We start from the raw sequence: 21,478 nt of genomic DNA, 5'->3' as shown, positions 1-21,478 counted from the left end.
TAAAACATGCAACCTGATGCAACCTGCGAACTGCCAGGAGGCCGGATCAGTCCAGCGCAACCTTCAATCGGGCCTGCACCAGCTGGCGCAGCACGAGCAGCTTGCCGTGGAAAAAATGCGAGGCGCCCGGCACCACCACCACCGGGATCGAGCGCGGCCGCGCCCAGTCCATGGCTTCAGATAGCGGCACCACTTCGTCTTCTTCGCCGTGCACCATCAGCGTGTCGTCCGGCACCTGCACCTCGTGCGACTGGAAGCGGTTGACGGCCGGCCCCATCAGCATCAGCGCCGACGGCAGCACGGCTTCGCCCGCATCGGCCAGCGCGGCGTAGGTTTGCGCGGCGACGGCGGTGCCGAACGAAAAGCCCGCCAGCACCCACGGCGCCTGCGCCAGTTCGGGATGCAGTTCGCGCATCTGCGTAACCACGGCCAGCATGTCCTGCGTTTCGCCGACGGACTTGTCGAACGTGCCTTCCGATTGGCCGACGCCGCGGAAGTTGGGGCGCACCGCCAACAGGCCGTGCTGCACGCAGGCGCGCGACAGGGTCGTAACCACCTTGTTCTCGCGCGCGCCGCCCTGCAGCGGATGCGGATGCAACACCAGCGCCCAGCCGCGCGGCGTGTCGGCGGGCCAGTCGATGGCGCAATCGATGCGGCCGGCGGCGCCGGTGAAAGCGTGGGTTTCAGTGCGTGCGGACATGGCGGGACTCAGCGTGCGGAAAAAAGAAACGATGTTAACCGCCCGGCACGCCCGGCGAAATGCCGGTTGACCGCAACCGGCGCGCAGCGCCGCGAGCCGACGCTCACTTTCCGCGCGAGGCGGCTGCGGCGGGCGGCCGCAAGGTGGCGGCAAGCCATTGCGCGAGCTGATCGCTCGCCTCGTCGGTGGCCTGGCGCAGCGCCGCGACGCCCCCTTCGGCATCCTGCGTGGGCGCGGGCGCGGCCACCAGAATGCGCTTCTGGTCCACGACGTTGCGCCCATCCAGCAGCACCGCCTGCAGCAGGACGCGTCCCTGGCTCGACTGGCCGTCTTCGGAGAAAACCTGCTCGAACTGCGCCAGCGAGACCTGCAACTGCGGCGTCTGCAACGTGACGCGGTCGCTCAGCACCGCGCCTTGGCGCGACAGGCGATCGGTGATGCGCTGCCGGACGAGGTCCGCCGGCGACGCGGCCCAGCGGTACGTGGCATAGGAACGCGGCGCGGCGCTGTCGCCCACGCGCCAGATCATGCCTGTGTCGGTCAGACCGGGCGCCGACTGGAACGTCAGTGCGATCGGATCGCGGGCCGGCAAGGCAGGCACGGGCCGCGCGTCCAGCCCCAGGTCGAACAGCGTGGGCGGCGCGTCCACGCGGCCGATGCCGCATCCGGCAAGGGCCAGGGTCAGAATCAGAATGGCGCTGCGCATCTTCATGAGGTCTATCTCCGGAATCCGGCAAAACCGGGTTCGCCGGGTCCCGGCGCGATGGGCGGGGGACCGAACAGGAACGATTGCGGCGTGTTGTCCACACGGCGCAGGGTGATGGCGGCGCCACGCGCGGCCGTGCTGACGTCGTTCGCCATGGTGGTGAAGGCCGGCAGGGTCTCGCCATCCAGCCGCGCGGCGGCCAGGGCGATGTCGTTCAGGCTGCGCGTGGCCACCGCCAGCGGGCCGTCCGGCGCATTCAGGCGCGCCAGCGACTGCCGGGCCTGCTGGGCCAGGTCGCCGATCTCGCGCGCGGCGCGATCGGCCTGGCGCGAGGTGCTGTTCAGCGAATCCATCAGCGGACCCAGCTTGGCCAGCGTGGGCGCGAGGTCGCGGCTGGCTTCCTTCAGGGACAGCGAGATGTCGTTGGCATTCTGCAGGCTGGCCGTGAGCGCCTGCACGTTCTGTTCGCTCAGCACGCGTTTCAATTGTTCGGTCGCGACTTCGACGTTGGAGATCAACTGGTCGCCACGCTTCTCGATGCGGTCCAGAAAGCCCGGGCGCAGCGGAATGGCGGCCGGATGCTCGGCGGTGGACGTCAGGCGCTTGAGCGACGAGCCGTCGTCGCGCAGGTCCACGTTGGCCATGCCGGTCACGCCCTGCACGCCTAGTTCCGCCCACGTCGATTCGGTGATCGGCGTGTTGGGCGCCACGCCGATGCGGATGCGCACCTGCCCGGGTTTGTTGGGGTTGAGCGCCAGCGACTGCACGCGGCCCACGGGCACGCCCTGATAGCGCACGGCCGACTGTGGGTTCAGGCCGGTGACGGCCGTGGCCGAGATGATTTCGTATGGCTGCAGTTGCGTCCGGTCGCGGCCGATCCAGATGGCCGTCAGCGTCGCGGCAGCCAGCAGGACCAGCGTGAAGATACCGGCCATGAGCGCATGACTACGGTTTTCCATGGTGCATTCCCTTCGGTGCCAGGTCTCCCAGCGCGCGCAGACCGCGCTCGCCCAGGAAGAATGTATGTATGAACGGGTGATCGAACTTCAGGACTTCAGGCACCGTGTCGCAAATGATCACCCGCTTCTCGGCCAGCACGGCCACGCGCGTGGCCAGCGCCAGCAGCGTGTCCAGGTCGTGCGTCACCATGACGACGGTAAAGCCAAGCTGCCGGTGCAGGCTGCGCACCAGGTCCACGAATTCGTCGGACCGCAGCGGATCGAGCCCGGCCGTGGGCTCATCAAGGAACAGCAATTCCGGGTCCAGCGATAGCGCGCGCGCCAGCGCCACGCGCTTGACCATACCGCCCGACAGGTCCGACGGGCGCTTGTCCGCATCGCGCGACGACAGGCCCACCATGGCCAACCGGCACATGACGACGTCGCGCACCAGGTCTTCCGGCACCGTGCGCAGTTCGCGCAGCGGCAGCGCCACATTGTCGAACACCGACAGCGCCGAGAACAGCGCCCCCGCCTGAAACAGCATCCCCCAGCGGTATGACAGGCGCCGGCGCTCTCCCGCCGTCAATTCCGACAGCGTGTGACCCAGCACCTTCACCGTGCCCGCCGCCGGCACGTCCAGTCCGATGATCTGCCGCAGCAGCACCGTCTTGCCCGTGCCTGAACCGCCGACCAGCACCAGGATCTCGCCCGGAAACACCGTCAGGTCCAGATTGTCGTGCACGACATGGTCGCCAAACGCGGTTCGCAGGCCGCGCACGGTAATGACCGGCTCGACGGTCACGCCCTCTTCGGTGAACAGCCGATTCTGCGTGGCGTTGTTCATCAGATGCCCACCGAACTGAAAATGACCGCGTACACCGCATCCAGCAGAATCACGCCCGTGATCGACGTAACCACCGACGTAGTGGTGCCGCGGCCAAGGCTTTCGGTGTTGGGTTGGATGCGCAGGCCGAAATGGCAGGCGATGAGCGCAATCAGGATGCCGAAGGTCACGCCCTTCAGCATGCCGATCCAGTAATTGGTCAGCGTGATCGCATCAGGCAGCGACTGCAGGAACCACTGCGCGGACACGCCCAGTTGCGCCTGCGCCGCCAGCATGCCGCCCAGCAGCGCCATCGCGCTGGTCCACAGCACCAGCAGCGGCATCGTGATCGCCAGCGCCACCACGCGCGGCAGGATCAGCCGCTGGCCGTGCGAAATGCCCATGACCAGCATGGCGTCCAGTTCCTGTGTGACCCGCATCACGCCGATCTGCGCCGTGATCGCAGACCCCGAACGCCCGGCCACCAGAATGGCCGCCAGCACGGGGCCCAGCTCGCGCACGATGGACACGCCCAGAAGACGCACGATGAAGCGGTCGGCGCCAAACATCTGAAGCTGCTGCGCCGACAGGTAGGACAGCACCACACCAATAAGAAAGCCCACCAGCGCCGTGATGCCCAGCGCCTGCGCGCCGGTCCGGTACACCTGCGCGGAAATCTCGCGCCACGGTCCCAGCCAGGGCCGGCGCAGCATGGCGCCCACGTCCAGCACCAGTTGGCCCAGCATGATGAGCAGCGCCTTGCCGTTCTCGGCGGCCCGCAGGATCGCACCGCCCGTGGCGCGCACCCATGTCCAGGTTTCGGGCTTGGCGGCGGGCGCGGGCGTCTCGCCCTTGTTCATCGCCAGCGCGTTGAAGACGTCCTGCTGCCCCGCGCCCCAGCGCACGCGCTCGGGCAGCTTTTCGCCCCACGCCTGCCAGATGATCAGCGCGCCGATCGTGTCCAGCCGGTGAATCGCGTGCATGTCCCAGCGCGCGCCTTCCTTGGCCGCCCGCGCGAGCGCCGCGCGTCTGCGTTCCACTTCGCCCGACTCGGCCAGCGCCAGGACGCTCCAGTCGCCGCCGACGTGGCAGACCCCGCCTTCATGGCGGAAAGGCGCGGCGGCGGTCGCAAGCAATGCGGAATGCGGCATGTCGTCGGGGTGCGGATGCAAAAATGTATCGCCAATCATAAACGCAGGGGGGCTACGGCCGCGAGCGCGGCCCGCGTGCCCTACAATCGCGGCCATGCCCGCCCCCGTTTGCCCCATCGACCTACCCGCCCCGGAAACGCTTGCCCGGACGCTGGCGCAGCGCCTGCCCGCCTTCCAGGACGTCACCTGGACCGGCAGCACCGGATCGACCAATGCCGACCTGCTGGCGCGTGCGCGCACCGGTGCCGGCGCGGGCAAGCCCTGGCTCTTGGGCACGCATCAGCAGGATGCCGGCCGCGGCCGCGCGGGCCGCCCGTGGCAGAACCGCTCGGGCTCCACGCTGATGTTCTCGTGCGCCTTTGACGTGCACCTGCCCGCCATGCAGCTGGCGGCACTATCGCCGCTTGCCGGCGTGGCTGCCTGCGAAGCGCTGCGCACCGTCGCCGGGCCGGGATCGCATGGCCTGTGCATGAAATGGCCCAACGACATTCAATGGCACGACGCCAAGCTGGCGGGCATCCTCGTCGAGACCACCCGCAATCCGGGCGGCCGCGACACCGGCTACACCGTGGTGATCGGCATGGGCGTCAATCTTGCCGATGCGGCCGAACTGTCGCTGGCGCTGGGCCGCGAGATTGCAGACTGGACGCAGGTGCAGGTCGGCGCAGAGCGCGCCGCCGTGGCCGCAGACCTGATCTGCGCCAGCGCCGCGGCGTGGCACGAGGCGGTCCGCACACTTGAACGCGACGGCTTCGGCGCATTCCGGCAGCGCTTCGACCAGGTGGACGCGCTCGCGGGCCGCAAGGTGAACGTGCTGGACAAGGGCGCTATTCTTTTAAGCGGCACCGCCTGTGGCGTGGACGAGCAAGGCCGCCTGCTGGTGCAAACGCCCGAGGGCGCCACACCGATCTCGGTCGGTGAAATTTCGATTCGACGCCAAGCATGATTATTCTCATCGACTCCGGCAACAGCCGCCTCAAAGTGGGTTGGCTGGACGCCACCAATCCGGACATGCCGCGCGAGCCCGCGGCCGTCGCTTTCGACGGCCTGGACCTGAACGCGCTGGATGACTGGCTTGCCGCCCTGCCCCGGCCGCCGCGGCGCGCGCTGGGCGTGAATGTCGCTGGCGCGGCCCGCGGCGACGCCATCGCGGCCATCCTGCAAAAGCACGGCTGCACCGTCAACTGGTCGCCTTCGCAGGCAACGACGCTGGGCTTGGTCAACAGCTATCGCACGCCCACGCAACTGGGCGCCGACCGCTGGGCCTCGCTGCTCGGCGTGCTGTCGCGCCTGCCCGGCACGCACCCGCCGTTCGTGCTGGCCAGCTTCGGCACCGCCACCACCATCGACACCGTCGGACCGGACAACGTCTTTGCGGGCGGCCTGATCCTGCCCGGCCCGGCCATGATGCGCACGTCGCTTGCCCACGGCACGGCCAACCTGCCCATCGCCAACGGCCAGGTCGTGCCCTATCCCACGGACACGCACGAGGCCATCGCCTCCGGCATCGCCGCTGCGCAGGCCGGCGCGGTCGTGCGCCAATGGCTGGCGGGCCGCCAGCGCTACGGCCAGACCCCGCAGATCTACGCGGCCGGCGGCGGCTGGCCCGAAGTGCACCAGGAAATCGAACGGCTGCTGGCCGACGCGGGCGGGGCATTCGGCGCCACGCCGGTTCCCGTTTACCTGGACCACCCGGTCCTGGACGGATTGGCCGCCGTAGCGCGCGCCACCTTGAACACCACTCCCTGACGAAGGTCCGGCATGCGCGTGCTCTTCATCCTGATCCTGTTGGCGAATCTGGGCGTCTATGCGCTGGGACAAGGCTGGCTGGGCGCCCGGCCCGAAGACGAAGGCCGCGATGGGCGGCGATTCAGCCAGGAATTGAATCCGGGCGCGGTGACGTTGGCGCCGCGTAAAACGCCTTAACGGCCCGGCGACGCTCCGTCCAGCCAGGGTCCCAACGCATCCATCGTCCGTCCGGTGGCGCCCGCATGCTGGTCGAACCAAGCCCGCGCGGCCTTGCTCGCCAGCTGCCGGCGCGGCGTGTCCCGCAGCAGCGCGATTGCCGCGTGCACTGCCTGCGCCGGATCCTCGGCGCGCAGCGCGGCGCCGGCCTCGATGGCGTCTTCCGCCGCCTGCTTGAAATTGAACGTGTGCGGCCCGACGATGACGGGCACGCCCGCCGCGCAGGCTTCGATCAGGTTCTGGCCACCCAGCGGCGCAAAGCTGCCCGCCACGATCGCTACATCCGAAGCTGCGTAATAAAACGCCATCTCGCCCAGCGAATCCCCAAGCAGCACGGCGGCGTCCGGTGGCGCAAGCGTGCCTTCCGAACGGCGCACAAAACCGACTTTCGCGTCCGACAGCAGGCGCGCAGCTTCTTCAAAGCGCTGGGGATGACGTGGGATCAACAAAAAAAGCGGCGCGCCCGGCGCTGCGGCCTGACGCTTGATCGCCTCGATGAACGGCGCGTCCTCGCCCTCGCGCGTGCTGGCAACCGCAACCACCTGGCGCCCGAGCTGTGCCCGCCACGCGCGTCCCGCCTCTACCTGAGCGGGCGGCAGCACCAGATCGAACTTGAGGTTGCCGGTCACGACGGCCGCCGGCGCACCCGCCTCGGCCAGCCGCCCGGCATCCTCCGCCGTCTGCGCCAACACCATGTCCAGCCCGGCCAGGGCCTCGCGCATCACGCTGCCCATCCGGCGCGCCTGGCGCAGCGACGACGCGGAATAACGCGCGCTGACCAGCGCCATGGGCACCCGTGCCTGCCGCGCAGCGGCCAGCAGGTTCGGCCAGATCTCGCGTTCCATCAAGAGGCCGCAGCGCGGCCGGTGCGCCGCCAGGAAGCGGCGGGTCGCGCCCGGAAAATCGTAGGGCAGCCAGACCTGCCGCAGTTGCCCCCGCGCGATGGCATCCTGGAACAGGCGCTCGCCCTCCGCGCGGCCGGTCGCCGTCGTGTGCGTGAGCAACACCGGCAGGCCGCGCGCCAGCAGTGCGTTCAAGAGCGGCAGGGCGGCTCGCGTCTCGCCCAGACTGACGGCATGCATCCAGACCGGGTTGTCCGGCAGCACGGTGGCCGGATCAGGGCGCCCAAAGCGTTCGGGAGAGAAGATTTCCCAGCGGCCCCCGGCGCGCTTGGCGCGGCGGGCCATCCATAGCCAGATCAGCGGCGCGAGCGCCCGAAGCCCCAGCGTGTAGACGCCGCGGTTCATGTCACTGCGCGGCGAGCGCCTGCTCGACCGAGGCCATGACGGCCTCGCGCGACGGCGAGGCGCCGCGGTCGCCGAGGCTGGCGGTGTAGTTGGACCCGACCAGGGGGGTGCGCACGGGCGTGGAAGCCCGGTAGATGCCGATCGTGGGACGGCCCAGCGCGGCTGAGAGGTGCGTCAGGCCGCTGTCCAGGCCCACCATCAGGCGGGCGCCGGCCAGCAGCTTGGCCACGGCGGACAGATCCATGCGGGGCATGACCTCGGCCCCCTCCATGCCGGCCACCAGCAGCTGGGCGCGCTCGGCTTCCTGTTCGTTGCCGGCCAGCAGCTTCAACGTGCAGCCGGCCTCGCGCAGGCGGCGGAACACCACGCGCCAGTCTTCCTCGGGCCAGAGTTTGTCGTCACGGCTGGCCGACGGCATGATCACCGCATAGCCGCGGTCAGTGTCCAGATGATGCAGCCGCGGCAGCTCGGCGGCGTTCAGACCGCCGCTGCCGACTTCGACGACCGGCTCGGGCGCCTGGGTCGCCTGGCGCGCAAACGCCTGCAAGCCAAAATCGGGCAAGCCAGCATGCTGATAGCCGAACGTCAGCCCGGCCAGCTTGCGCTGGCGGATCACCGCGGGCTGCCAGAACTCGACGCGATGACGCACGTTGTAGAACAGCGAGGCCAGCGGCTCGCGCGCGGACCGCCAGTCCAGGCCGTGCTTGACGCCCTGCGTCTGACGCACGAGCCACGCCGATTTCAGCAGGGCCTGCATGTCCAGCACTACGTCGTAGCGCACGGCCCGCAGGCGCTCGCGCAGCGCGCGCCGCTCGGCGCGCACTTGAGCCGACCACCACGACTTACGCCAGCGCCGGTGCGCGACCTTGATGATTTCGTTGACGGCGGGATGCCACGACGGGATCTCGGCGAAGGCTTCCTCGACGACCCAGTCGATCTGCGCGTCCGGCACGTGCCGGGCGATATCCGTGATCGCAGGCAGCATGTGGACGAGGTCGCCCAGGGAGGACGTGCGAACGATGAGAATTCGTGTGGGCATGGACAAGGATTGGTGCAGGGAGCCGCGCTCGACCCGATGAGAGCAGACACCGATCAACGCAGCCGGAACTTTACATCAACAATGGCAATTGCTGCGCACGCCAGCGCATCCTTTGTCGTGCCGTTCCGGGCAAGCTGCGGCAGACACCAAATCGGGATTATGACCGCTTCTTTTTCTTCAAGATCATCCACTTTGGCATTCGGAACAAAACCAGGCGGCGGTACAACACGACATACGTCGTCGAGAAAACACCCGTAAACAGCATCAGCAGCCAGGGATTCTGCCAAAAAAGCACCGCGGGGATAACTGCCAGCGACGAGAGCAGCCACAGGTACGGCGACGTCATTGAATTACGTTGCGTCTGATGCCGCATTTCACGCGAACCGATGGCCCAGCGGACCAGGCGTTTGTAGATCAGCATATGCAAGTGCACGCCATCCGGCGCGCCTGGCGAGCGCCCCCGGAGGAATTTCTTGCGGTAAATGGAGAAGAGCGTCTCGAACACCGGATAGATGCACAACAGCAGGGGGAACCAGGCGGAGACGTAGGGATGCCGCGCGAGCATCAACACGGACAGCTCACCGATGATGAATCCGAGAAGATATGCGCCACCATCACCAAGGAAAATATGGCCGTGCGGAAAATTCCAGACCAGGAAGCCGATGACGGCGCCCAAGGTGCTCAAGGCAACAATCAGAAGGAAGCGGTCACCCAGGTAAAACGATACGTACGCAAAACCGGCCAATATCATTGCGGACACCACGGCGGCCAGGCCGTTATATCCGTCGATAATATTTATCGCATTGGCGGCGCCGCCGATGGCGACGGAAGTAAATACCAGCGAAATCACCCCGAACTGCAGCAGCCAGTCCACGCCGATAATGTCGACACGCGTCACTTCAGCGCCCAGTAGATAAAACGCTGCAGCACCCGAGAGCATCGCAAGTCCCAGCCGGACAAGCACGCGCACCCGTTTGGTCAGGTCCTCGGCAAACCCGCCCAAAAAAGCAGGCATGCCTGCCGCGATCAACAGAACAAAACTCGGAAGCACATCGGGTTCGCGCACGGCGACCAATGCACAGGTCACACCGGAAGCGACGAGCAGGGACAAGCCACCGATGCGCGGCACTGGGGCCGCATGGTACTTCTGCACTCCTTCCAGGTCGTGATCGGCCGTCAGACCAAGGTGCCAGGAGCGGTAGCGAACGATCAGCAAGGTCGAAATGAGCGAAACCAGGAACGCTACGAGTACGTACAGCATGGAAGGGCGCCTAAAAAGTTAGGCGGATTGTAGCGTCAGACGCATTTGTGTAATGAACATAAGATCGGCAGGTTTACAAATGGACGGATACGTTGTTCCAAAAATTAAATGGGGCACGCATCGACAACAGCCAAACGGCTAAACTGCGGACCTTTTCCGAACGGCAAGAAAAGTTCGGATGATGATTCCGGTCATCCGCTGCCTCGATTCCAGCATCAAGACGTATTCTCGAAAATATGCATCCTTTCAAGCCCGCTGAACACGCAAGCCTGCTGCAACTGCCCGAATGGAAGGCATTTTCCGAAGCCGTCCTGGAAGGCGCGTTTTGCACTGACGCGCTGCGCCTCGTGCAGGCTGCCGACCTGACCGTTGACTTGAGCGCGCATGTCGACTCGCCCGCCGCGCGGCAGGCCGGCGCCGCCCTGCTCCACGCACGCGGCTTCGACACCGCGCGCAAGGCCTTGCTGGCGGGCGAGCCTGTCAACATGACCGAGGATCGGGCTGCGTGGCACACGATGCTGCGCGCGCGTCAGCCTATCGCGGAAGTCGCCCACGAACACCAGCGCGTGCGCGACTTCGTGCAGGACGCTGATGCGCACGGCAAATGGAAGTCCATCATCCATATCGGCATCGGCGGCAGTGACTGGGGCGTGCGCCTGGCCACAGACGCGTGCGGTGGCTACGGCTGCCGCCGTGACCTCAAGTTCGTCGCCAATATCGACGGCCACGCCATCGAGGACGCAGTCCTGGGCATGGACCCCCGTGAAACGCTCGTGGTGGTGACGTCCAAGTCGTTCACGACGGCCGAGACGCTGGCGAACCTGCGGCGCGCCGTGCAGTGGCTGGCCGATGCGGGCATAGAGAATCCTTACGACCATGTGGTCGCCATCACTGCCAAGCCGGCGGCGGCGGCCAAGATCGGCATTCCCGAAAACCAGACCTTCCAATTCTGGGACTGGGTGGGGGGCCGCTACTCGCTTTGGTCGGCTGTCGGCCTGCCGGTTGCGCTGGCCGTGGGCCTGGACGTGATCGAGGGCATCCGCGCCGGCGCCGCCGCGATGGACGATCACTTCGCCCAGGCCGACATCGCCGACAACGCCCCGGTGCAGCTCGCGCTGGCCGGCATCGCCAACCGCAGCGTGCTCGGCTACGGCTCACTGAGCATTGCCGCCTACGACGCCCGCCTGCAATACCTGGCCCCCTATCTGCAGCAGCTCGACATGGAGTCGCTCGGCAAATCCGTGGATATTGCCGGCCGGCCCGTGGGCGTGCCCACCGGTCCTTCGGTGTGGGGCATGCCGGGCACGGACGGGCAGCACACGTTCTTCCAGTGGCTGCACCAAGGCACGGACGGCGCGGCGGTCGATTTCATCATGTGCCGCGAAGCCGACCATCAATGGGTCGAGGAACACGCCATGCTGCTGGCCAATTGTCTCGCGCAGCGCCAGACGTTGCTGCGGGGCACATCGATCGACGCGGATGAGGCGGCGCTGAAGGCGCAAGGTATGCCGGAAGCCGATGCGCAATGGCTTGCCCGCCACCGCCACCATCAGGGCGGCCGGCCCTCGACGCTGATCGTGCTTCCGCGCCTGACGCCCGAGGCGCTTGGCGCCTTGCTCGCGCTTTACGAGCACAAGGTCTTCGTGCAAGCGCTGGTCTGGGGCATCAACCCCTTCGATCAATGGGGTGTCGAAGCCGGCAAGAAGATGGCCAGCGGCATCCTGCGCGAACTCCATGGCGAACTGCAGGCGCCGTCGCACGACCAATCGACACGGCACTGGATCTCGCTGCTGGCAGGCGACCGGCAGGACCGCGACAACCACGATTGACCGCTTGGCCTGGCAGGGTTTTGTCCCCGAGATAGCCAAACCCGCCTTTTGGGCACAGAATGCACATAAAGCGTTTCTACAAGGAGACAGCCATGCGCATTGCCGATGCCCAATGGATTCCTTCGACGCAGCACCAGACATGGGATGCGTTGACCGACCCGCGAGTGTTACAGAAATGCATTCCGGGGTGTGTCGAAGTCGCCATGCGCAGCCCGACCGAATATGCGGTCACGCTGCGCGCCAAGATCGCCGGCATCGACACCGACTACGAAGGCGAGATCCTGCTCTCCGACATGAACGCCCCCGACAGCTGCACGCTGGTATTCGAAGGCAAGGGGCGCGCCGCCTGCCTGGCGATCGGCACGGCGCAGGTCAACCTGACCACCAAGGACCAGGGCACCCGCGTGGCCTACACGGTGGCTGGCATGGCGGGCGGCAAGCTGGGCGAATGCGGAGAAGGCGTTCTCTTGAAGGCCGGCGAGAAGATCATCGAGAAGTTCTTCGCTTCCTTCATCGACCACATGGCGGCACAGCCGCGGATCGCGCCCCCTCCTCCGCCTCCCGAACCAGAAGCGCGCGGCCTTTCGAATTCGCGCTGGTCCTGGATGCTGGTTGTGCTGGTCATCGCGGTTTTCTGGGGATACCACACGTTTTACAAGTGATAACCCTAGGGTGCCGGTGATATCCTTGCCGGCATGAATCCGCCGCCGACGCCCCCGCAGCCAGCCACTGATCCCACACGCTCACGACGGGACCTGCTGATGGCGATGGCAGGCGTGTCGGCCACCGTGGTGCTTGCCGCCCTGGATTCCACCATCATCAGCACCACCCTGCCGCGCGTGGCCGAGGCGCTGAACGGCATGGCGCTCTACGCCTGGGTCGGCACGGGCTATCTGCTGGCCACTGCGGCCTCCATCCTGATCTTCGGCCGGCTGGGCGACATGTTTGGCCGCAAGCCCTTGATGCTGGTGTCGGTGCTGATCATCGCGCTGGGCTCCATCGCCTGCGGCCTGGCGCAGTCCATGACCCAACTCATCGTGTTCCGCACCCTGCAGGGGGTGGGCGGCGGCATGATGATCGCCACGGCGTTCGCCGCGCCGGCGGATCTGTTTCCCGACGCCAAGCAGCGGGTCAGATGGATGGCGCTGGTGTCCGCGGCCTTTGCCATGGCCAGCGGCATCGGCCCGGTGCTGGGCGGGGCGGCCACGCAGGCGTTGGGGTGGCGCGCGGCGTTCTTCATCACGCCGATCGCGGCCGCGGCCGCCTTCTTCCTCTTGGCCCGTTATTTCCCGCGCATCCGGCCCATTCACGATGGCAGCCGCAAGATCGACTGGGTGGGCGCCATTCTGCTCGTGCTGGCCGTGGGCGCGCCGCTGGCCGCGCTGGAGCTTGCTTTCGCCAGCGGCGAACACGCGCACCCGATGCTCGGCCTGACGCTGGCGCTGGTCGGCGCTGCCGCCATTGCCATCCTGATTCCGACCGAACGCCGCGTGAAGTCGCCGATCTTCCCGCTGCGCGTGCTGTCCGGCCGCGACCCGCGCCTCTTGAACGTCGCAGCAATGATGGTGGGCGCGGTGATGTTCATCCTGATCTTCTACAGCCCGCTGCTGTTGCAGCAGGTGCTGGGCTACACGCCCAGCCAGGCGGGCCTGCTGCTGACGCCGCTGGTGGCCGCGATCTCGGTCGGCAGCATCATCAACGGCCGCATGTTTCCCAAGCAGACCGAGCCGCAGCGGCTGATGGTGTTCGGCGGCGGCCTGCTGGCAGCGGGTTCGCTGATGGTGCTGCTGATTTCACCGGGCACGTCGGCGTGGTGGATCCTGTCCGCCTTTTTCGTCAACGGCTGCGCGCTGGGCTTTCTGTTGCCCAACCTGACGCTCTTCATGCAGATGCTGAGCGAGCGGCGCGACGTGGGCGTGGCGTCGGCGCTGGTGCAGACCACGCGCGCCATCGGCAGCGCGCTGGGCACTGCCGTGGTCGGCATTCTGATTTCGCACAGCACGGTGCTTTCCGGCGTGCGGACCGGGCTGATCCTGTGTATCGTCCTGTCCCTGACCTGCGCGCTGCTGGCGCACCGGGTGAAGATGAAGAATCTGGTCACGAACCGGAAATAAGGCGTACGCCCGAGACAAATCATGCGTCAACGCAATCTGATGGATTTGCTGCTTCTGGCCGCCGTCTGGGGCGGCTCCTTTCTGTTCATGCGCGTGGCCGTCAAGGAGTTCGGACCCATCGCACTGATCGAGCTGCGCGTCGGACTTGCCGCCCTGTTCTTGCTGCCGGCCGCGATGTGGCGCGGCAAGCTGCCGATCATCGGACGCCACTGGAAGGCGTTGCTGGTGGTCGGCACCCTCAATGCCGCCGTGCCCTTTCTGCTTTACGCCTATGCCGCACAGTCCCTGGGCGCCGGCTTCCTGTCGGTGGCCAATGCGGTGACGCCCGTGTGGGGCGCCGTTGTGGGGTGGCTGTGGCTCAAGGACAGGCTCCCGTGGATGCGGTCGCTGGGGCTGTTCATCGGCTTGATCGGCATCGTCGTGCTGGTCTGGGACAAGCTGAATTTCCAGGATGGCGGCACAGGCCCCGCCGTCCTCGCTGCCGTGTCGGCGCCGGTCTTCTACGGCATCGCGGCCAACTGGACAAAGCGTTTCCTGACAGGCGTGGATGCGCTGGCAAGCGCCACGGGCAGCATGATCGCCGCGTCGCTCGTGCTGTTGCCGCTGGCCATTCCGGCTTGGCCGGAGACGCCGGCATCGGCGCCCGCGTGGATCTCCACCATACTGCTGGCGGTGGTCTGCACCGGTGCGGCTTACATCATCTTCTTCCGGCTGATCGCCAATGTGGGTCCCACTGCGGCCGTGAGCGTGACGTTCCTCGTGCCGATATTCGGCGTGGTCTGGGGCGCGACGCTGCTGGATGAAGCCGTGACGCCGTCCATCGCGATTGGCGCGGCCATCATCCTGGTGGGTACGGCGCTGGCGCTGGGGCTTCTCAAACCCCGTACATGAGCGCGCGCGTTCAGTACTTGTCCGACGTGCCCGTGAACGCCACGCCAATCCGCAGCAACGCATAAGACGCCGCATCGACCCACCGCCGCACGAAACCCCGGCGCTGGTAATCCAGCGGCCGAATAAAGCGTCCGCCTTCGCGGATGGCGGTTTCCAAGCGCTCCTGCAGGTCCCAGGCGAACGGCTGGCTGTCGACCACGACATTGGCCTCGCGCGCCAGCAGCAGGCTGAAGGGGTCCAGGTTCGATGACCCCACCGTCGCCACGTTGTCGATCACCGCGACCTTCGCGTGCAGGTAGCTCGGCATGTACTCGTAGATCTCGATGCCGTCGCGCAGCAGCTTGTCATACAGCGAGCGCGTGGCGTGATACTGCATCCGGTATTCGACCTTGCCCTGCAGCAGCAGCCGCACGCGCACGCCGCGGGCGGCTGCCTTGGCCAGCGCGCGGCGAAAGCGCACGCCCGGAAAGAAATAGGCATTGGCGATCAGGATGTCGCGCCGCGCGCGCGAGATGCCGAACAGATAGGCGCGCTCGAATGTCCTGCGGAAACGCAGGTTGTCGCGCAGCACCAGCGCGGCGCGCAGCATGCCGCCCGGCGGCGCGGGAACGTCGCGCGGCTTGAGCAGCTGCAGGCGATGCCAATCGCGCGGATGGCGCCGCAGCCGCGCCCAGTTCAAGCGTACCCACAAGAGATCCTGCGCATGGGCCGCCTGCGTGACGAGCGGGCCTTCGACCTGCACGGCGAAGTCGAAACGCGGACCGGTCAGGCCGTCGGTGGGATCCAGGTCATCGTAGTCGTCGATGACGTTGATGCCGCCGATGAACGCCATGCGGCCATCGATGATGGTGACCTTGCGATGCAGGCGCCGCAGGCGGCTGCGCGATGGCACAAAGCGCGCGAACCAGCGCGGCTCGGGCCGGAAGATGCGGCACTGCGCGCCCGCATTGGTCAGCGCGACGCGCACGCGCTCGCCGTGCAGCGCGCTGCCAAAGCCATCCAGGACCACGCGTACCTTGACGCCACGGCGCGCGGCCGCCGACAGGCACTCCAGCACCTTCGTGCCGGTGCGGTCGAGCATGAAGATGTAGGTTTCCAGGTGCACGCTGACCGTGGCCGCGTCGATCGCCGCGCACAGCGCGGGAAAGAAGTCGGCGCCATTCTGGAGCAGACGGATATCGTTGCCCTGCACCCACTCCAGCCTGTCCTGCTCGTCCTTCACGGGAGTTCCAGCTCCGCGAGCAAGGGCGAATGATCGGACAGCTTGGCCCACTCGCGGCCGCGCAGCACCCGGGCGCTGCGCACGGCAAAGCCGCGCTGGTAGATGCGGTCCAGGCGGAACCACGGGAACACGGCGGGAAACGTGCGCGGCGGCGGCGCCAGCAGCCGGGAGCTGCCGTCCATGCCGAGCTGGTTGTTGCGCTCCATGACCGAGACGCCGCTGCTGGGCAAACCGCGCAGGGCATTGGACAGCCGCTTGACCGAGTCGCGCAGGCGCGGCAGGTCGCCGCCATGGCTGCGCGGGGCATGCGAAAACACTTCGTACAGCCCAAGCTGCTGCACGAACATGGGCGCCAGCCGGTCATTCCAGTCGTTGAAATCGCCGGCGATCAGGATGGGCTCGCCGTCGGGCACCATGCGCTTGATGCGCTCGGTCAGCGCCAGGATCTGGCGGCTGCGGCTGCCGGCAAAGAGGCCCAGATGCACCACGAAGCAATGCACCGCCCGATCGCCCACATCGATGCGCGCATGCAGCAGCCCGCGTTGCTCGAGGCGATGGTCGGAGATGTCGAGATTTTCGTGGTCGAGGATGGGATAACGCGACAGCAGCGCGTTGCCGTGGTCGGTGGCGTGACGGATGGCGTTGCGGCCATAGGCCACATCCAGCCGCAATGCCGCGGCCAGGGACTCGTGCTGAGCGTCGAGCAGCGACTTCTGCTCGTTGCGGCCCTGGACCTCCTGCAGGAAGACCAGGTCAGGGCGCAGGCCATACAGGCCCAGGCGAAGTTCATTCAGGGAGTCGCGCCGGCCTAGTGCCGAACGGCCCTTGTGTATGTTGTAGCTGACGACTCGGATGAGCGACATGGAAGCAATGGCGCCTTTCAAATCTTGGGAACCACCGGCCGGGTCCCGGTAGGTCCTCTGGCCAGCCGCCGCCGTGTTTGGCGGCGTTAGCCAGATTACTCCATTTCAGCCGGGCATTCCCATCTTTGCGGCATGCGGTCACGCCAGACTGACTGATCAGACACTTGAAACCTGCTCATGATTCGGGCGTGGCGCCCAGTGCGGATCGTGCTTCAAGCAGACCGCCGCAGATCCGGCGCTGCCGGTCCGCCAGCGGCCCCCGTGAAGAAGGCCGCCGGGGGGGAGCGCCAACGGCGCTCCGGGGCTTTACGCTTTTTCGACGTTGCGCAGGCGGATGTGCAGCTCGCGCAGTTGCTTCTCGTCGACTTCCGACGGCGCTTGCGTCAGGAGGTCCTGGGCGCGCTGCGTCTTCGGGAAGGCGATCACGTCGCGGATCGATTCGGCGCCGGTCATCATCGTGACGATGCGGTCCAGGCCGAAGGCGATGCCGCCGTGCGGAGGCGCGCCGTACTGCAGCGCGTCCAGCAGGTAGCCGAACTTCTCGCGGGCTTCCTCGGCGCCGATCTTGAGCGCGCGGAACACCTTGCTCTGCACTTCCTCGCGGTGGATACGGACCGAGCCGCCGCCGATTTCCCAGCCGTTCAGGACCATGTCGTAGGCCTTGGCGAACGCCTTGCTGGGATCGGATTCCAGGAAGTCTTCGTGGCCGTCCTTGGGGCTGGTGAACGGGTGGTGGGCAGCGGTGTAGCGGCCGTCTTCCTCGTCGTATTCGAACATCGGGAAGTCGACCACCCACAGCGGCTTCCAGCCGGCCGTGAACAGACCCGTCTTCTTGCCGAACTCGCTGTGGCCGATCTTCACGCGCAGCGCGCCGATGGCGTCGTTGACGACCTTCTCGCGGTCCGCGCCAAAGAAGATGATGTCGCCGTCCTGGGCGCCGGTGCGCTTGACCAGTTCGGCCAGGGCAGCGTCGTGCAGGTTCTTGACGATGGGCGATTGCAGGCCGTCGCGGCCCTTGGCCACTTCGTTGACCTTGATGTAGGCCAGGCCCTTGGCGCCGTAGATGCCGACGAACTGGGTGTAGGCGTCGATCTCGCTGCGCGACATTTCGGCGCCACCGGGCACGCGCAGGGCGACCACGCGGCTGCCGGGCGCCGTGGCGGCGGCGGCAAACACCTTGAAGTCCACGTCGCGCATGACGTCGGTGATATCGGTGAACTCGAGCTGCACACGCAGATCGGGCTTGTCCGAGCCGTAGCGGCGCATCGCTTCGGTCCACGGCATGATCGGGAACGGCGACGGCAGGTCGACGCCCTGCACCACCTTGAACACGTGGCGGATCAGGTTTTCGAAGATTTCACGGATTTCGAATTCGTTCAGGAACGAGGTTTCGCAATCGATCTGGGTGAATTCCGGCTGACGGTCGGCGCGCAGGTCTTCGTCGCGGAAGCACTTGGTGATCTGGTAGTAGCGGTCAAAGCCCGAGACCATCAGCATCTGCTTGAAGAGCTGCGGCGATTGCGGCAGCGCGAAGAAGTGGCCGGCGTTGACACGCGAGGGCACCAGGTAGTCGCGCGCGCCTTCCGGCGTGCTCTTGGCCAGCATCGGCGTTTCGATGTCGATGAAGCCCAGCTCGTCCAGGAACTTGCGGGTTTCGATGGACACGCGGTAGCGCAGCATCAGGTTGCGCTGCATCTGCGGACGGCGCAGGTCCAGCACGCGGTGCGTCAGGCGGGTGGTTTCCGACAGGTTGTCGTCATCCAGCTGGAACGGCGGCGTGACCGACGCGTTCAGGATCTCGACTTCCTTGCAGAGCACTTCGATTTCGCCGGAGGCCAGTTCAGCGTTGGCCGTGCCGGCCGGACGCTCGCGCACCAGGCCGGTGACGCGGACGCAGAATTCATTGCGCAGGCGCTCGGCGGTGGCGAAGGCGGCGTTGTCCGGATCGAACACGATCTGCGCCAGGCCCGCGCGGTCGCGCAGGTCGATGAAGATGACCCCGCCGTGGTCGCGGCGGCGGTTCACCCAGCCGTACAGGGTGACGGTCTGGCCGAGATGGTCACGGCAAACCTGGCCGGTGTAGCAGGTACGCATGCGGGATGACTCCGTTTTGTGCTTGGTGTGTAAGGGTTACGAATCGGCGCGGGGTGCGTCCTGCACGCCCGGCGCCGGAGAGAGCGCAGCCGGCCGGACCACGGGCGTTGCCCCCGGGACCGGGGCGACCACGCCCATGGAAACGATGTACTTCAAGGCCGCGTCCACGCTCATCTGAAGGTCGACGACCTCGGCGCGAGGCACCATCAGGAAAAAGCCGGATGTGGGGTTGGGGGTCGTCGGCACGTACAGGCTGATGTGGTCGCCAGGCAGGCTGGCGGCCACTTCACCGCTGGGCGTGCCGGTGACGAAAGCGATGGTCCAGGCGCCTGCCCGCGGATACTGCACCAGCACCGCGCGGCGAAACGCCTGGCCGTTGGGGGCAAGCACGGTATCGCTGACCTGCTTGACCGAGTTGTAGATGGAACGCACGAGCGGGATGCGGCCCAGCAGGCTTTCCCACTGGTCGACCATGGTGCGGCCGATCAGGTTGGCGGCGAAGACGCCCGTCAGAAGCACCACCACGATCACGAGGGCGAAGCGGAAACCGGGAATGTCCAGTCCGAACAGCGATTCGGACGACAGGAAGCCGGGCACGAACCCTTCAAGGGTGGCGACCAGCAGTCCCAGTACCCACACCGTGATGACCAGGGGAACCCAGATCAGCAGCCCGGTGATGAAGTACTTCTTGATGACGCGCATCCGCATCGCGATGCGCTCTAGGAAGCGGCGCTGCCGGCAGCAGGCGTCGCCGGGGCGGGGGCTGCGGCAGGCGCGGCAGCCGGCGCGGCGGCGGGCGTGGCACTTTCAGCGGAGGCCGGGGCGGCGCCCGGGCTGCTGCTGTTGGCGCCGCTGCTGCTGTTGCCGCTGCCGTTGTTACGGAAGTCCGTGACATACCAGCCGGAGCCCTTGAGCTGGAATCCAGCCGCGGTCACCTGCTTGGAAAACGTGCTTTGGCCGCATTCGGGGCAAACCGAAAGCGGCGCGTCGGAAATCTTCTGCAAGACGTCTTTGGCATGGCCGCAGGCGCTGCACTTATAGGCGTAGATGGGCATCGAGGGCTCCCAGGCGCAAGCCCGGCATATCAAATTCCGCCTGCTGCCGCGCGCGGGCGCAAGGCTCGGCGGCTGGGCAAGGCCGGAAAAATACGGGAAAGTCTTGAATTTTAGCGGTTTTTCATAAAGCGTCGGTGTCCGCCCCACCCTGCCGGCCGCAAGCCGGCGCCCGGGGCACGGCCTGCCCGGTGCGGGCGGCCTTCCCCTACACGGGAAGCAAGAACATCACGGCGGCCACCAGGGTCGGTCCCAAGGCGCACAGGAACAGGCGCCCGGACGAAATGCTGCCATCCGGGAAATGGTTCTTCAGGATGGCGAAACCGGCCGGATTGGGCGCGTTGGCGATCACCGTCAACCCGCCGCCCGTGACCGCGCCGGCCACCAGCATGTAGCGCCAGGCCTCGCTGGTGCCTTCCACGAGCGACCCCAGATAGGTGAGCGCCGCGTTGTCGGTGATGGCCGTCAGCGCCGTCGCGCCCCAGAACAGGACGAAGGGCTCCAGCCCGCCAAGCAGTCCTTGCAGCCACCACTTCTGCAATCCGCCCAGCACCACGAGACCGGCCAGGAAGAAACCGACCATCAGGCCCTCCTTGATCATCAGGCGGTCCTGGTGCCGCTTGTACGCCTCGGAAAAACCGATAAACATCATCAAAAGGCCCAGGAAGATGGCCGGATGGTGCGCGGTCAGCACGATGGCGACCAGGAACACCAGGTGCACCAGGATCACGATGGCGGGCACCGGCGCGCGCTTGCCGGCGCCGTCCGGCGCATCGACGCCGCCGCGCGTGCCCACCGCGCCTTCGAGCAGCGCCTTGCGGCAGATGAACGTCAGCAGACCCGCGTTCAGGCAGACTGCCAGCGCCGCGCGCCAGCCGAAGTGCTGCAGCATGAAGGCCGAATCCCAGCCGAACGTGCCCGCCACCATCAGGACGGGCGGCGCGGCATAGGACGTCAGCACGCCGCCGATGGACACGTTCACGAACAGCACGCCCAGCGTCAGATACTTGAACCCGGCCCGGCCGCTGCTGCGAAAGTACGCGTCGCGCAGCAGGATGGCGGCCAGCGTCATCGCGGCGGGTTCGGTGATGAACGAGCCGCCCAGCGGCACCAGGGCCATCACCACGAAAAAGGTCGAGAGCTCGCGCGGCATGGGCAGCGCCCGCGCCACGATGCGGACCAGCAGCCCAACCAGCTCAAGAATCGGCCGGCTGGCCGCCACCACCATGATGACAAAGACGAACAGCGGCTCCGTAAAGTTGCGCGTGTCCATGTAGTCGATGGCGGCCGACGGACCGGCCAGCGCGGCCATGGTCACGATCAGCGCGAAGGCCCAGACGCCGAAGACGGCCTCGACCTCGGAAAACAGATGCCAGAAGCCCGCGTGCGGCCCGCCCCGATGCGCCAGGCGCGCAAAGAAGGGAACCGAAAAGGTGTGGAGGACCGCCACGGCAAACAGGATGGTGGCGATGACCTCTAGCGTCTGGGGCATTTGCGGCAATTCCTATGACGCCCGGCGGAGGGGTGTTCCGGCGGGCTTGTCGGACAAGCGTCGCAATATAGCCCAGCGGCTGGCCGGT

General features: G+C 66.8%; 21 protein-coding genes. 7 read left to right on the top strand and 14 right to left on the bottom strand.

Features of this window, described 5'->3' with window-relative positions:
• Positions 1 to 46: 46 nt before the first annotated feature.
• From KW836_RS04330 to KW836_RS04310, 5 genes are all read right to left on the bottom strand, one after another.
• Complete coding sequence (locus KW836_RS04330; protein ID WP_218342529.1) at positions 47 to 700, bottom strand: alpha/beta hydrolase; 654 nt, start codon at positions 698 to 700, stop codon at positions 47 to 49.
• Between the two features lie 103 nt (positions 701 to 803).
• On the bottom strand, positions 804 to 1,412 hold the full coding sequence (locus tag KW836_RS04325) for an ABC-type transport auxiliary lipoprotein family protein (protein ID WP_218342528.1): 609 nt from the start codon (positions 1,410 to 1,412) through the stop codon (positions 804 to 806).
• Positions 1,413 to 1,417: 5 nt separating this feature from the next.
• A complete protein-coding gene (locus KW836_RS04320; RefSeq protein WP_175124878.1) occupies positions 1,418 to 2,365 on the bottom strand; it encodes an MlaD family protein in 948 nt (315 codons plus the stop codon).
• The gene (locus KW836_RS04315; RefSeq protein WP_175124877.1) at positions 2,352 to 3,191 is read right to left on the bottom strand and encodes an ABC transporter ATP-binding protein; all 840 of its coding nucleotides are present in this window, start codon (positions 3,189 to 3,191) and stop codon (positions 2,352 to 2,354) included. The genes KW836_RS04320 and KW836_RS04315 overlap by 14 nt, the downstream gene beginning before the upstream one ends.
• The gene (locus KW836_RS04310; RefSeq protein ID WP_175185921.1) at positions 3,191 to 4,321 is read right to left on the bottom strand and encodes an ABC transporter permease; all 1,131 of its coding nucleotides are present in this window, start codon (positions 4,319 to 4,321) and stop codon (positions 3,191 to 3,193) included. Before KW836_RS04310 ends, KW836_RS04315 begins: the two co-directional genes overlap by 1 nt.
• A gap of 94 nt (positions 4,322 to 4,415) precedes the next feature.
• On the opposite strand from KW836_RS04310, the gene KW836_RS04305 reads away from it, so the two are divergent.
• From KW836_RS04305 to KW836_RS04295, 3 genes are read left to right on the top strand one after another with little or no spacing between them, the layout of a single operon-like run.
• Positions 4,416 to 5,267, top strand: coding sequence for a biotin--[acetyl-CoA-carboxylase] ligase (locus KW836_RS04305; RefSeq protein WP_218342527.1), 852 nt, complete (start codon positions 4,416 to 4,418; stop codon positions 5,265 to 5,267).
• Positions 5,264 to 6,070: a type III pantothenate kinase gene (locus KW836_RS04300; RefSeq protein WP_218342526.1), complete on the top strand. Its 807-nt coding sequence runs from the start codon at positions 5,264 to 5,266 to the stop codon at positions 6,068 to 6,070. Before KW836_RS04305 ends, KW836_RS04300 begins: the two co-directional genes overlap by 4 nt.
• 12 nt (positions 6,071 to 6,082) lie before the next feature.
• Positions 6,083 to 6,247 (top strand): hypothetical protein, encoded by a 165-nt coding sequence (locus tag KW836_RS04295; RefSeq protein WP_175124874.1) that lies wholly within the window; start codon positions 6,083 to 6,085, stop codon positions 6,245 to 6,247.
• On the opposite strand, the gene KW836_RS04290 is transcribed toward KW836_RS04295, so the two are convergent.
• The 3 genes from KW836_RS04290 to KW836_RS04280 all read right to left on the bottom strand — a co-directional run bounded on the left by KW836_RS04290 (position 6,244) and on the right by KW836_RS04280 (position 9,833).
• Positions 6,244 to 7,533: a 3-deoxy-D-manno-octulosonic acid transferase gene (locus KW836_RS04290; RefSeq protein WP_218342525.1), complete on the bottom strand. Its 1,290-nt coding sequence runs from the start codon at positions 7,531 to 7,533 to the stop codon at positions 6,244 to 6,246. The two genes, KW836_RS04295 and KW836_RS04290, sit on opposite strands and share 4 nt — an antisense overlap.
• A gap of 1 nt (position 7,534) precedes the next feature.
• On the bottom strand, positions 7,535 to 8,572 hold the full coding sequence (waaC, locus tag KW836_RS04285) for a lipopolysaccharide heptosyltransferase I (RefSeq protein ID WP_175136889.1): 1,038 nt from the start codon (positions 8,570 to 8,572) through the stop codon (positions 7,535 to 7,537).
• 157 nt (positions 8,573 to 8,729) lie between these two features.
• Positions 8,730 to 9,833, bottom strand: a complete 1,104-nt coding sequence (locus tag KW836_RS04280; RefSeq protein WP_218342524.1) for a glycosyltransferase — start codon at positions 9,831 to 9,833, stop codon at positions 8,730 to 8,732.
• Positions 9,834 to 10,069: 236 nt separating this feature from the next.
• Between KW836_RS04280 and pgi the strand changes: the two genes are divergently transcribed.
• The 4 genes from pgi (at position 10,070) to KW836_RS04260 (ending at position 14,667) form a co-directional block, all read left to right on the top strand.
• Positions 10,070 to 11,662: a glucose-6-phosphate isomerase gene (gene pgi / locus KW836_RS04275; protein WP_218342523.1), complete on the top strand. Its 1,593-nt coding sequence runs from the start codon at positions 10,070 to 10,072 to the stop codon at positions 11,660 to 11,662.
• A gap of 92 nt (positions 11,663 to 11,754) precedes the next feature.
• Positions 11,755 to 12,324, top strand: coding sequence for a carbon monoxide dehydrogenase subunit G (locus KW836_RS04270; RefSeq protein ID WP_175124869.1), 570 nt, complete (start codon positions 11,755 to 11,757; stop codon positions 12,322 to 12,324).
• Between the two features lie 99 nt (positions 12,325 to 12,423).
• On the top strand, positions 12,424 to 13,776 hold the full coding sequence (locus tag KW836_RS04265; RefSeq protein WP_191577564.1) for an MFS transporter: 1,353 nt from the start codon (positions 12,424 to 12,426) through the stop codon (positions 13,774 to 13,776).
• Positions 13,777 to 13,797: 21 nt separating this feature from the next.
• Positions 13,798 to 14,667: a DMT family transporter gene (locus KW836_RS04260; RefSeq protein WP_218342522.1), complete on the top strand. Its 870-nt coding sequence runs from the start codon at positions 13,798 to 13,800 to the stop codon at positions 14,665 to 14,667.
• 10 nt (positions 14,668 to 14,677) lie between these two features.
• Here the strand turns inward: KW836_RS04260 and clsB are convergent, their stop codons facing one another.
• The 6 genes from clsB to KW836_RS04230 all read right to left on the bottom strand — a co-directional run bounded on the left by clsB (position 14,678) and on the right by KW836_RS04230 (position 21,390).
• On the bottom strand, positions 14,678 to 15,889 hold the full coding sequence (gene clsB / locus KW836_RS04255; protein ID WP_218342521.1) for a cardiolipin synthase ClsB: 1,212 nt from the start codon (positions 15,887 to 15,889) through the stop codon (positions 14,678 to 14,680).
• Complete coding sequence (locus KW836_RS04250; protein WP_175124739.1) at positions 15,886 to 16,752, bottom strand: endonuclease/exonuclease/phosphatase family protein; 867 nt, start codon at positions 16,750 to 16,752, stop codon at positions 15,886 to 15,888. Before KW836_RS04250 ends, clsB begins: the two co-directional genes overlap by 4 nt.
• A gap of 306 nt (positions 16,753 to 17,058) precedes the next feature.
• The gene (gene aspS / locus KW836_RS04245) at positions 17,059 to 18,846 is read right to left on the bottom strand and encodes an aspartate--tRNA ligase (protein ID WP_175124740.1); all 1,788 of its coding nucleotides are present in this window, start codon (positions 18,844 to 18,846) and stop codon (positions 17,059 to 17,061) included.
• A 36-nt stretch (positions 18,847 to 18,882) separates the two neighbouring features.
• Entirely contained in the window at positions 18,883 to 19,548 is a 666-nt protein-coding gene (locus KW836_RS04240; protein ID WP_370632979.1) for a DUF502 domain-containing protein, read from the bottom strand.
• A gap of 17 nt (positions 19,549 to 19,565) precedes the next feature.
• The gene (locus tag KW836_RS04235) at positions 19,566 to 19,901 is read right to left on the bottom strand and encodes an FmdB family zinc ribbon protein (protein WP_218342520.1); all 336 of its coding nucleotides are present in this window, start codon (positions 19,899 to 19,901) and stop codon (positions 19,566 to 19,568) included.
• A 205-nt stretch (positions 19,902 to 20,106) separates the two neighbouring features.
• The gene (locus KW836_RS04230) at positions 20,107 to 21,390 is read right to left on the bottom strand and encodes a putative Na+/H+ antiporter (RefSeq protein WP_218342519.1); all 1,284 of its coding nucleotides are present in this window, start codon (positions 21,388 to 21,390) and stop codon (positions 20,107 to 20,109) included.
• Positions 21,391 to 21,478 lie beyond the last annotated feature (88 nt).

The sequence above is a fragment of the Achromobacter sp. ACM05 genome (assembly GCF_019218915.1).
Taxonomy (GTDB): Bacteria; Pseudomonadota; Gammaproteobacteria; order Burkholderiales; family Burkholderiaceae_B; genus Achromobacter; species Achromobacter animicus.
Note: the sequence above shows the minus strand (reverse complement) of the source record. Positions and strands in the feature narration are given on the sequence as shown.

Excerpts from the sequence above, each read along its gene's own strand:
- KW836_RS04290 (WP_218342525.1), bottom strand. The coding sequence starts at position 7,533 with ATGAACCGCGGCGTCTACACGCTGGGGCTTCGGGCGCTCGCGCCGCTG.
- KW836_RS04260 (WP_218342522.1), top strand. The coding sequence starts at position 13,798 with ATGCGTCAACGCAATCTGATGGATTTGCTGCTTCTGGCCGCCGTCTGG.
- KW836_RS04330 (WP_218342529.1), bottom strand. The coding sequence starts at position 700 with ATGTCCGCACGCACTGAAACCCACGCTTTCACCGGCGCCGCCGGCCGC.
- KW836_RS04310 (WP_175185921.1), bottom strand. The coding sequence starts at position 4,321 with ATGCCGCATTCCGCATTGCTTGCGACCGCCGCCGCGCCTTTCCGCCAT.
- KW836_RS04250 (WP_175124739.1), bottom strand. The coding sequence starts at position 16,752 with ATGTCGCTCATCCGAGTCGTCAGCTACAACATACACAAGGGCCGTTCG.
- KW836_RS04315 (WP_175124877.1), bottom strand. The coding sequence starts at position 3,191 with ATGAACAACGCCACGCAGAATCGGCTGTTCACCGAAGAGGGCGTGACC.
- KW836_RS04230 (WP_218342519.1), bottom strand. The coding sequence starts at position 21,390 with ATGCCCCAGACGCTAGAGGTCATCGCCACCATCCTGTTTGCCGTGGCG.
- KW836_RS04235 (WP_218342520.1), bottom strand. The coding sequence starts at position 19,901 with ATGCCCATCTACGCCTATAAGTGCAGCGCCTGCGGCCATGCCAAAGAC.
- pgi (WP_218342523.1), top strand. The coding sequence starts at position 10,070 with ATGCATCCTTTCAAGCCCGCTGAACACGCAAGCCTGCTGCAACTGCCC.
- KW836_RS04280 (WP_218342524.1), bottom strand. The coding sequence starts at position 9,833 with ATGCTGTACGTACTCGTAGCGTTCCTGGTTTCGCTCATTTCGACCTTG.
- KW836_RS04325 (WP_218342528.1), bottom strand. The coding sequence starts at position 1,412 with ATGAAGATGCGCAGCGCCATTCTGATTCTGACCCTGGCCCTTGCCGGA.
- aspS (WP_175124740.1), bottom strand. The coding sequence starts at position 18,846 with ATGCGTACCTGCTACACCGGCCAGGTTTGCCGTGACCATCTCGGCCAG.
- KW836_RS04295 (WP_175124874.1), top strand. The coding sequence starts at position 6,083 with ATGCGCGTGCTCTTCATCCTGATCCTGTTGGCGAATCTGGGCGTCTAT.
- KW836_RS04265 (WP_191577564.1), top strand. The coding sequence starts at position 12,424 with ATGGCGATGGCAGGCGTGTCGGCCACCGTGGTGCTTGCCGCCCTGGAT.
- KW836_RS04305 (WP_218342527.1), top strand. The coding sequence starts at position 4,416 with ATGCCCGCCCCCGTTTGCCCCATCGACCTACCCGCCCCGGAAACGCTT.
- KW836_RS04320 (WP_175124878.1), bottom strand. The coding sequence starts at position 2,365 with ATGGAAAACCGTAGTCATGCGCTCATGGCCGGTATCTTCACGCTGGTC.
- KW836_RS04240 (WP_370632979.1), bottom strand. The coding sequence starts at position 19,548 with ATGCGCGTCATCAAGAAGTACTTCATCACCGGGCTGCTGATCTGGGTT.
- waaC (WP_175136889.1), bottom strand. The coding sequence starts at position 8,572 with ATGCCCACACGAATTCTCATCGTTCGCACGTCCTCCCTGGGCGACCTC.
- KW836_RS04270 (WP_175124869.1), top strand. The coding sequence starts at position 11,755 with ATGCGCATTGCCGATGCCCAATGGATTCCTTCGACGCAGCACCAGACA.
- KW836_RS04300 (WP_218342526.1), top strand. The coding sequence starts at position 5,264 with ATGATTATTCTCATCGACTCCGGCAACAGCCGCCTCAAAGTGGGTTGG.